This is a genomic window from Streptomyces millisiae (assembly GCF_031845425.1).
GTDB lineage: Bacteria > Actinomycetota > Actinomycetes > Streptomycetales > Streptomycetaceae > Streptomyces > Streptomyces millisiae.
The window spans coordinates 55222-65448 of record NZ_JAVREM010000033.1; the positions used below are offsets into that span (position 1 = coordinate 55222).

6 protein-coding genes are annotated in these 10227 nt (G+C 72.3%); 2 read left to right on the top strand and 4 right to left on the bottom strand.

The window, feature by feature from the left end:
• Positions 1–5: 5 nt before the first annotated feature.
• The 3 genes from RNC47_RS22305 to RNC47_RS22315 are packed head-to-tail and all read right to left on the bottom strand — an operon-like array spanning position 6 to position 3625.
• Complete coding sequence (locus RNC47_RS22305; protein ID WP_311601271.1) at positions 6–947, bottom strand: carbohydrate ABC transporter permease; 942 nt, start codon at positions 945–947, stop codon at positions 6–8.
• Positions 944–1996 (bottom strand): ABC transporter permease, encoded by a 1053-nt coding sequence (locus RNC47_RS22310; protein ID WP_311601272.1) that lies wholly within the window; start codon positions 1994–1996, stop codon positions 944–946. The genes RNC47_RS22305 and RNC47_RS22310 overlap by 4 nt, the downstream gene beginning before the upstream one ends.
• Positions 1997–2023: 27 nt before the next feature.
• Positions 2024–3625, bottom strand: coding sequence for an extracellular solute-binding protein (locus RNC47_RS22315; protein ID WP_311601278.1), 1602 nt, complete (start codon positions 3623–3625; stop codon positions 2024–2026).
• 379 nt (positions 3626–4004) lie between these two features.
• Here RNC47_RS22315 and RNC47_RS22320 point away from each other — a divergent pair, with 379 nt between their 5' ends.
• Positions 4005–6917 carry a glycoside hydrolase family 3 C-terminal domain-containing protein gene (locus RNC47_RS22320; protein WP_311601273.1) on the top strand — a complete coding sequence of 971 codons (2913 nt, stop codon included), beginning with the start codon at positions 4005–4007 and terminating at the stop codon, positions 6915–6917.
• A gap of 291 nt (positions 6918–7208) precedes the next feature.
• On the opposite strand, the gene RNC47_RS22325 is transcribed toward RNC47_RS22320, so the two are convergent.
• A complete protein-coding gene (locus RNC47_RS22325) occupies positions 7209–8663 on the bottom strand; it encodes an aldehyde dehydrogenase family protein (protein WP_311601274.1) in 1455 nt (484 codons plus the stop codon).
• 224 nt (positions 8664–8887) lie between these two features.
• Between RNC47_RS22325 and RNC47_RS22330 the strand changes: the two genes are divergently transcribed.
• Complete coding sequence (locus RNC47_RS22330; RefSeq protein ID WP_311601275.1) at positions 8888–10201, top strand: M14 family metallopeptidase; 1314 nt, start codon at positions 8888–8890, stop codon at positions 10199–10201.
• Positions 10202–10227: the final 26 nt, after the last annotated feature.

Consider the following 10227-nt stretch of genomic DNA (forward strand, 5'->3'; position numbering starts at 1 on the left):
TGCCGTCAGCCCTTGACGGCACCGATCAGCATGCCCTTCTTGAAGTGCCGCTGGACGAACGGGGAGAGCACGGCGACCGGCAGCAGCGCCAGCACCATGACGGCGGTCTGCACGGCGAGGGAGGGGATCTGCCCGGTGCCGATCGCCTGCGCCATGCCGGCCGGGCGTTCGCCGGCGATGACGATCTGCTGGAGGACGTTCTGCAGGGGCAGCTTCTCCTGGTCGGTGATGTAGATGAAGCCGGCGAACCAGTTGCCCCAGTAGGCGACGGCGTAGAAGAGGGAGATGACGGCCAGCACGGCGCGGGAGAGCGGCAGCACGATCTGCCACAGGATGCGCAGGTCGCTGGCGCCGTCGATGCGGGCGCTGTCGATGATCTCCTGGCCGACGTTCATGAAGAACGCGCGCAGCACCAGGATGTTGAAGACGTTGACGGCCATCGGCAGGATCAGCGCCGCGTAGCTGTTCATCAGCCCCAGGCTCTGGATGAGCAGATAGGTGGGGATGATGCCGGCGCCACCGAAGAACATGGTGGTCATCAGCGTGAACAGCAGGGTGCGGTGCCAGAGCGAGCCGAGCCTGGAGAGCCCGTAGGCGGCCAGGATCGAGACCGTCATGGAGAGCAGGGTGCCGACGACGGTCACCCCGATGGAGACCATCATGGCCCGGGAGACCTCGCCGCCGCTGAGCAGCTCGCGGTAGGCGTCCAGGCTGAGGCCCTGGGGCCAGACGACGAGGCCGCCGCTGCGCGAGATGGTCTCGGCGTCGGAGAACGAGGTGACGACGATGATCCAGAGGGGGAAGAGGATCGCCAGCAGGGCGATCGTGAGGATGGTGCCCTTGGCGGTGAGGCCGACCCTGGTGGGCCGCTCCTCCCAGGCCGGTCGGTGCCGGCTGCCGGTCTCCTTCTCCTCGTCGTCGTAGGCGAGGACGCTGGTGTCGCTCATCGCCGTGAATACACCCCCTGTTCGCCCATCGCGTGGGCGACCCGGTTGGCGGCAAGCACCAGGCCCACGCTGAAGATGCCCTTGACGATGCCGATGGCGGCCGCGTAGCTGAAGTCGCCGTTCTGGATGCCGCGGTGCCAGACGTAGGTGTCGAGCACCTCGGCGGCGCCGGGTCCCACGGCGGTGCGCTGGATGAGGAACTGCTCGCCGCCGATGGTGAGCATGTTGCCGACCTGGAGGACCAGCAGCAGCGCGATGACGGGCCGTAGCGCGGGCAGCGTCACGTGCCACATGCGGCTCCAGCGGCCGGCGCCGTCGACCGCGGCCGACTCGTAGAGCTCGGTGTTGACCGTGGAGAGCGCGGCGAGGAAGACGATGATGCCCCAGCCGGCGTCCTTCCAGATCACCTGCGCGGTGATCAGCCACTTGAAGAAGCCGGGGTCGGTCATCAGGTCGAAGCCGTCGGCCCAGCCCCAGTCGCGCAGCAGCTGGGCCACCAGGCCCGCGCCGCCGAAGAGCTGCTGGAAGACGGTGATGACCAGCACCCAGGAGAAGAAGTGCGGCAGGTAGAGCACCGCCTGGGCCCAGGCGCGCACCTTGCTGTGCAGCACGCTGTTGATCAGCAGGGCGAGGGCGATGGGGATGGGGAAGTAGAGGAGCAGCTGGAGCCCCGAGAACATCACGGTGTTGCGCACGGCGCGCCAGAAGTCCCGGTCCTCCAGCATCCGCTGGAAGTTCTCCATCCCCGTCCAGGCGCTGTTGGCCATGGAGTCGAAGAAGCCGTCGCCGGCGTAGGGGCTGAAGTACTGGAAGGCGATGACGTTGCCCGCGATGGGGATGTAGGCGAACACCACGAGCAGCGCCACGGCGGGCAACGTCATCAGGATGAGCGCGTAGTCCCGGCGCAGCTTGTGCCGGAACCGGATGCCGCCCGGCGGCGTGGCGGCGGCGCGGCGGCGCTTCCGGCCGGCCGGCGCCGCCTTCCGCGGCGGCGGGGTGGCGCCGCCCTCCGCCGGCACCGGGGGGCGGGGAACCGTGCTCTGGGACACGGGAGCTCCTTCGTCTCTGGCCGGCGGTCAGGCGTCTTCTTCGTCCAGCAGCCGCTGGTAGAAGTCGCGCAGCTCGTCGCCGCCGTTGCGCCGCCAGTCGGCGACGGCGTTCTGCATGTCGCGGATGGACTGGCGGCCGCGGACCACGTCGTCCTCCAGGTCCTCGAAGCCGTCGTTGATGTTGGCGAGCCGGGCCGGCTCCTGGACCTGCCGGCCGTAGAACAGCGGCTCCCGGGCGAAGCGCAGGTTGCGCTTCTGCCAGCCGGTCTGGTCCTCCACCATCTGGGGCGTGTCGGACCAGGCGATGGTGTGCTGCGGGGTGGCGATGAAGGTGTAGGTCTCGGGGACGACCTCGACGTTGCCCTGGTCGGTGCGGACCGGCTGGCCGTCCTCCACGGTGTAGTGGGTGCCCTCGACACCGAAGGTGCGCAGCCGGTTCTCCACGGTGCCGTAGGGCGCGGCGGTGTAGTTGGCGATCTGCAGCGCCTCGCGGATGCGGTCCTCGGAGAGGTTCCGGTTGACGAAGGTCCAGATGGTGGAGCCGTTGCCCATGTAGAGCACCGGGTCGTTGCCGTCGACGCCGAAGTAGTCGAAGGCGTTCATCCGGAAGTCGGGGTTGGCGGAGAGCTGTTCGACCACCATGTTGTGCCAGACGCCGTCGCCGGTGAACATCATCAGGGTCTCGCCGGACGTGAACCGCTGGTTGGGGTCGCCGGAGACGGCCACCGAGTCGGGGTGGACGAAGCCCGCGTCGAAGAGCCCACGCGTCCACTCCAGCGCTTCGAGGTACTCGTCGGTCTCGTAGCGGTTGATCAGCTGGCCGTTGTCGCCGCGGGCGAAGTAGTTGGGCCGCTCGGGGAGCACGCCGAAGATGGACCACGCGGCCCACTTGACGTTCGACTCCAGGGCCCAGACCCGGTTGTTCGGGGAGGTGATCTCCTGGCAGAGGGCGACGAACTCGTCGGTGCTGGTGGGCACCTCCCAGCCGTTCGCCTCGAAGAGGTCCTGCCGGTAGAAGGGGGCGAGGCCGATGGGTGCGGCCGGCATGGGCAGGCCGCGCAGCGCGCCGCTGAAGACGGACGCCTGCCAGGCGGCGGTGGGGATGGCGGCGAGGTTGGGGTAGTCGAGGACGGCGTCGCCGGAGAGGAAGGGGCCGAGGTCGGCGAAGCGGCTGCTGATGGCCTGCGGGACCTGGCCGCGCAGCTCCCAGTTGGGTATGCACACCAGGTCGGGGATGTCGCTGCCGGCGAGCACCGCGCCCAGCCGCTCCTGGTAGGTGTTGCCGTCCTGGGTCTGCCAGTTCATGCGGACGCCGATGGCCTCGTCCATGGCGGTCCAGAAGGGGTTGCCCGGGTCGGGCGGGGTGCCCCACAGCGGGGTCATGGCGGTGAACTCGCCGCCATTGCCCAGGGGTTCGGGAACGGAGACGCCCAGCTCCTCCTGCGGGATCCAGCGGGTGTAGCCGGGGCTCGAGCCGTTCTCGGCCGCGATGTCCGGCGGGACCGCGACCTCGGACGCCCGGTAGGTGGGCATCATCCGCTCCAGCTCGGAGAGGGAGGAGCGCCCCTCCTGTCCGCCACCGCCGCCACCGCCACCGCCGCACGCGGACAGCAGGGGCACGCCACCCATGGTCGCCGCGGCTGCGATCGCCGAGGACGCGAGGAAGTTTCTCCGGCTGGGTCCGGGGCGGGAGTTGGGCATGCTCGTCAACCCTTCGTGGCTGCTTCTTCGCAAGACCGTGGCGCAGGATGGTCGAAGCGCTTCGATGTTGCGCTGAGGTTAAGACCCCCCAAGTGGCCGCACAAGCCCTGCTTCACAAGAAAATTCGACGTGCCTTCGAAGGAGATCAGCGTGGCTGGGCCCGGAGAGAACAAGGATGCCAAGGAGACGGCGAGTCGTTGTCGAACGGTCTCTTGACAGACGGCCGTTGCGAAACCCAGCATCGAAGCGCTTCGAAAACGGCCACGGAGTCGTGGCCGTGACCGCGAGGGAACCTGGGGACCCAGAAGTGACAGACGGACCACCGCCGTTCCGCGATCCGGCCCTGAGCGTCGACGAGCGCGTCGCCGACCTGCTCGGCCGGCTGACCCTCGACGAACGACTCGCCATGCTGCACCAGTTCGCGCCGGCGGTGCCCCGGCTGGGGCTGCCCGCCTTCCGAACCGGCCAGGAGGCCCTGCACGGCGTGGCCTGGATGGGCGGCGCGACGGTCTTCCCGCAGGCCGTCGGGCTCGGCGCCACCTGGGACGACGAGCTGGTGCGCGCCGTCGGCGAGGCGGCCGGGCGCGAGGTGCGCGCCATGCGCGAGTCCGACGAGCGGGTGGGGCTCAACGTCTGGTCCCCCACCGTCAACCTGCTGCGCCACCCGCTGTGGGGCCGCAACGAGGAGGGCTACGCCGAGGACCCGGCGCTCACCGCGGCGCTGGCCACCGCCTACACCCGTGGCCTCCGCGGCGACCACCCCGACTACTGGCGGACGGCGCCGGTGCTCAAGCACTGGCTGGCCCACAACCACGAGGAGCGCCGCGACACCGCCTCCACCTCGGTGCGGCCCCGGGTGCTGCACGAGTACGAGCTCCCCGCCTTCCGCGGCCCGGTGGCCGCCGGCGCGGTGGCCGGCGTGATGCCCGCCTACAACCTGGTCAACGGCCGCCCCAACCACCTCTCGCCGCTGCTCGCCAGCGAGTTGCGCACCTGGACGGAACTGCCGCTGGTGGTCTGCTCGGACGCCGGCGCGCCCAGCAACATCGCCGGCTCCCAGGGCTATCTGCCGGACCACGAACGGGGGTTGGCGGCCGCGCTGCGCGCCGGCGTCGACAGCTTCACCGACCACGGCGAGGACCCGGCGCCCACGGTCGCCAGGCTGACCGAGGCGCTGCGCCGGGGCCTGATCACCGAGGGGGACGTGGACACGGCGGTCGGCCGACTGCTCGGCATGCGGTTCCGGCTGGGCCAGTTCGACCCCGAGCTCGACCCGTATGTCGCGGACGCGGCCTTCGACACGCCCGCCCACCGCGAACTCGCGCTGCGGGCCGCCGAGAAGGCCGTGGTGCTGCTGAAGAACGACGGGCTGCTGCCGCTCGCGCCCGGCACCCGGGTGGCGGTGGTCGGCCCGCTGGCCGACGAGGTCAAGCTGGACTGGTACAGCGGCTCGCTGCTGCGCCGCAGCAGCCCGCTGGACGGCCTGCGCGCCCATCAGGGCGTCGCCGGCGTCGAGTTCGCGGACGGCGCCGACGTGGTGCGACTGCGCACCGCGAGCGGCTTCGTGCGGGTGCCGGCCGGCGGCCCCGACCTGGAGCTGACCGCGGCCGCCGCGCTCGACCCGGCGCTGCTTCGCGGCCGCACCGACCTGCCGCCGCTGACCGCGGACGCGGCGCCGGCGGACGCCACCGAGCTGCGCCTGGTCGACTGGGGCCACGGGGTACTGACGCTGCGCGCCCCCGACGGGGGCTACCTCTCCGTCGCGGACGACGGCCTGGTGCGGGCCTCCGCCGCGGAGCCCGGCGGCTGGGTCGTCCAGGAGACGTTCGCCTTGGAGCCGCACGGCGGAGGCCACCTCCTGCGGCATCGGGGTACCGGCAACCATGTGTGTGTCGCCGCCGGGCGGCTGAAGGTTGCCGCCGAGGGCGAGACGGGCGAGGTCTTCTTCGTGGAGACCGTCGAGCGGGGCGCGGACGCGGTGGCCGCGGCCGCCGCCGGCGCGGACGTGGTGCTGGTGGTGGCCGGCAACGACCCGCACATCAACGGCCGGGAGACCGAGGACCGGCTCACCCTGGCGCTGCCGCCGGCCCAGGACCGGCTGTGGCGGGCCGCGCACGCCGCCAACCCGCGCACCGCGCTGGTGCTGGTCTCGTCCTACCCGTACGCGGTGCCGGAGGCGGACGCCACGCTGCCGGCGCTGCTGTGGACCGCGCACGGCGGCCAGGCCGCCGGCGAGGCCCTGGCCCGCGTGCTGTGCGGGGACGTGTCGCCGGCCGGCCGGCTGCCGCAGACCTGGTACGCGGACGACGCGGAGCTGCCGGGGATCCTGGACTACGACCTGATCGCGGCGCGCGCCACGTACCTCTACTACGACGGCACGCCCCTCTACCCGTTCGGCCACGGCCTGTCGTACACGTCGTTCGACCACGCCGACCTGACGGTGACCGCCACCGACGAGACGCTGACCGCCGAGGTGACCGTCACCAACACGGGAGCGGTCGCGGGCGACGAGGTGGTGCAGCTCTACGCCGCCGCGCTCGAGCCGAGCGTGCCCCGCCCGCACCAGTGGCTGATCGGCCACCGGCGGGTCACGCTCACCTCCGGCGAGAGCCGGCGGCTCACCTTCACGGTGCCCGCGCGCTCCGCGCTGGGCTTCTGGGACGTCGCGCACGGCCGCTGGGCGGTCGAGCCGGGCGCGTACGCGGTGCGGGTCGGCGCGTCGAGCCGGGACATCCGGCAGGCCGCGACCGTGAAGCTGACCGGGGAACCGGTCGGCCCACGGCCGGTCAGGCGCGCCGGCCTTGCCGCCGTCGACTACGACGAGAGCGAGGGCGTCCGGATCGTCGACCGCGACCCGGTGGTCGGCGACGCGGTGGCCGCGCCGGACGACGGCACGGAGGCGCTGCTCCGCTTCCGCGCCTGCGACTTCGGCGCGAGCGGCGCGAGCGGCGCCGGTGGCGCCGGTGGCGCCGGTGGCGCCGAGGGGGGCGGCACGGGGCGGGTGCGGCTGCTGGCCGCCCGCGAGGAGCCGGGCGACGGCCGGGTCGAGCTGCGGGTGCCCGACCTCGGCCTCACCCTCTCGTTCGACGTGCCGTCCACCGGTGACCGGTACGTCTACACGCCGGTCACCACGGAACTGCCGGGCCCTCTGGGCGGGGTGCACGACGTGGAACTGGCACTGTACGGGCCACTGCGGCTGGACCGACTCGACCTCACCTGACCCACACCGCCGGCGGTTCTCCCCCGCCCACCCGCCCTCTCGCTCTCCGCGCGGGGGCGGGTGGGGTGCGTGCGTGCCGCGCGGCGGTTCGCAGGGGTTTCGCCCACCCACCCGCCCTTTCGCGCGAAGCGCGCATGCACGGGCGGTGGCGCTCCCCCACCCCCCCTTTCCGCCGCGCTTCGCGCGGGGAGGACGGCGGCGAAGCCGCCGGTGGCCGGCCCGCACCGCCCCGCGTGGGGGCGGGTGGGTGGGGAGATCCCCGCCATCCGCCCCGCGCGCAGCGGGGCGTGGCTACAGCTGGAGGCCGGTGAGGACCATGACCCGCTCGTAGGTGTAGTCCTCCATCGCGAAGCGGACGCCCTCGCGGCCCACGCCGGAGGCCTTGACGCCGCCGTACGGCATCTGGTCGGCGCGGTAGGAGGGGACGTCGCCGACGATCACGCCGCCGACCTCCAGGGCCCGGTGGGCGCGGAAGGCGGCCTGCAGGTCGTGGGTGAAGAGGCCGGCCTGGAGGCCGAAGACGGAGTCGTTGGCCGCGGCGAACGCGGCCTCCTCGCCGTCCACCCTGGTCACCGACAGGACCGGGCCGAAGACCTCCTCGCAGGCGACCTTCGCGTCGTGCGGCACGCCCTCCAGCACGGTCGGCTGGTAGCTGGCGCCCTGCCGCCTGCCGCCGGTGAGCACCTTGGCGCCGGCCGCCGTGGCCTCCTCGACCCAGGACTCGACGCGGCGCGCCGCGTCCTCGCTGACCAGCGGGCCGACGTCGGTGGCGTCGTCCGCCGGGTCGCCGGTGACCAGCGACTCGACGGCCGAGATCAACCGCGGCAGCAGCCGGTCGTAGACGGCGGTGTCGGCGATCACCCGCTGCACGGAGATGCAGGACTGGCCGCCCTGGTAGTTCGAGAAGGTGGCGATGCGCTGCGCGGCCCAGTCGAGGTCGGCGTCCGAGGCGTAGTCGGCGAGCACGATGGCCGCGCCGTTGCCGCCGAGCTCCAGCGTCACGCGCTTGCGCGGCACCGAGTCCCGGATGGACCAGCCGACCGGTACGGAGCCGGTGAAGGAGATGATCGGCAGCCGCGGGTCCTGCACCAGCGGCGGCATCGCCTCGTTCGGCACCGGCAGCACGCTCCAGGAGCCGGCCGGCAGCTCGGTCTCGGCCAGCAGCTCGCCCAGCAGCAGCGCGGAGAGCGGGGTGGCGGGGGCCGGCTTGAGGATGATCGGGGCGCCGGCCGCGAGGGCGGGGGCGACCTTGTGGGCGCAGAGGTTCAGCGGGAAGTTGAAGGGCGCGATGCCGAGCACCGGGCCGTAGGGGATGCGGCGGGTGAGGGCGAGCCGGCCGGCGCCGCCGGCGTCCGCGTCGAGCCGCTGGGCGGTGCCGCCGTTGAACCGGCGGGCCTCGTCGGCGGCCCAGCGGAAGACCGAGGTGCAGCGGGCCACCTCGATCCTGGCCCATTTCATCGGCTTGCCGTTCTCGGCGCTGATCAGCCGGGCGATCTCCTCGGCCCGCTCGCCGAGCCGGCGCACGACGTGGTCGAGCGCGGCGGCCCGTACGTAGGCCGGGGTGGCGGCGAACTCGTCGGCGACGGCCGCGGCCGCGGCGACCGCCTCCTCCGTCTGTTCCGGGGTGGGCACGCTCGCCGTGCCGACGGTCCTGCCGTCCCAGGGCGAGGTGACCTCCAGGGTGTCGTCGCCGGTCGCCGGGCGCCCGGCGAGCCAGAACGCCTGCGGGGATGTCGCGGTGGTCATGACCGATCCGCCCTCTCGTCGATCGCGTGCTCCTCTCCTTCCACCGTAGGCGTTCCCGGCCCGAACGGTTCTTGTCCGGTCCGTAGCGGTGTGGCGGGTGGGTGCGACGTTTCGGCAGGGGTGACGCGCGGCCCGCCCCGGCGAGGCGCCATTGACCGGGGCATGCCAGATTCGCCAGCATGGCTCCACCCCACTCGTCGCACCTACACCAACCAGGAGATGTGTTGCGACTTCCCAGACGAGGCAGGCGGACCACCGCCGCGGCCGCCATCGTGTCCCTCGCCCTGGCCATCACCGTCGGCACCCAGGCCAGCGCCGCCCCCGCACCGGACGAGGGGCCGAAGGACACCGTCCCGGTCCAGCAGTACGAGGTCGCCGACCTGGACACCCAGGCCGAACGCACCGAACTGGCCAGGACCGGCACCCCGATCGACGAGGTGCGCGCGTCGTCCGTCGTGATCACCGCGGACGCCGCCGACGCCACCCGGCTGCGCGACCTCGGCTACGAGCTCACCGCGCTGCCGGGCACCGCCGTCGAACGCAACGACTTCCAGGCCGCCGCGCCCTCGGACTACCACACGTACGCGGACGTGCTGACGGTCGTGAACCAGACCAGGACCCAGTACCCGAACCTGGTCACCAGCCGGGTGATCGGCCGCTCCTACCAGGGCCGGGACATCATCGCGGTCAAGGTCAGCGCCAACGCGACCGTGGACGAGGACGAGCCCGAGGTCCTGTTCACCCACAACCAGCACGCGCGCGAGCACCTGACCGTCGAGATGGCCCTCTACACGCTGGAGGAGCTGACCACGCAGTACGGCACCGACCCGGAGATCACCGAGCTGCTCGACACGCGCGAGGTCTGGCTGATCCCCTCGGTCAACCCCGACGGCAAGGTCTACGACCAGGAGTCCACGGGCAGCTTCCGCAGCTGGCGCAAGAACCGGCAGCCCAACTCCGGCTCGACCAACGTGGGCACCGACATCAACCGCAACTGGAACTACCAGTGGGGCTGCTGCGGCGGCTCGTCGGGCAGCACCGGCAGCGAGACCTACCGCGGCCCGTCGCCCGAGTCGGCGCCGGAGACCCAGGTGGTCGCGAACTTCGTCCGCGGCCGGGTGGTCGGCGGTGAGCAGCAGATCACCTCGCACATCGACTTCCACACCTACAGCGAGCTGGTGCTGTGGCCCTACGGCTACACCTACTCGGACACCGCGGCCGGCCTGACCGCCGACGACGCCGCGGCGTTCCGCGCGCTGGGCACGGCGCTGGCGGACACCAACGGCTACACGCCGCAGCAGTCGAGCGACCTGTACATCACGGACGGCTCGATCAACGACTGGATGTGGGCCAACCAGGGGATCTTCTCGTTCACCTTCGAGATGTACCCGAGGACCGCGTCGGGCGGCGGCTTCTACCCGCCGGGCAGCGTGATCGACCGCGAGACGGCGCGCAACCGGGAGGCCGTGCTGCTCCTCCTCGACTACGCGGACTGCCCGTACCGGATCACCGGCCGGGAGTCCACCTACTGCGCGTGACGCCCCGCGGGTGAGCAGGGCTCTCC

Bases quoted from the DNA above. Each gene is read 5' to 3' on its own strand.
- RNC47_RS22315 (WP_311601278.1), bottom strand. From the start codon at position 3,625: ATGGGTGGCGTGCCCCTGCTGTCCGCGTGCGGCGGTGGCGGTGGCGGC.
- RNC47_RS22325 (WP_311601274.1), bottom strand. From the start codon at position 8,663: ATGACCACCGCGACATCCCCGCAGGCGTTCTGGCTCGCCGGGCGCCCG.
- RNC47_RS22305 (WP_311601271.1), bottom strand. From the start codon at position 947: ATGAGCGACACCAGCGTCCTCGCCTACGACGACGAGGAGAAGGAGACC.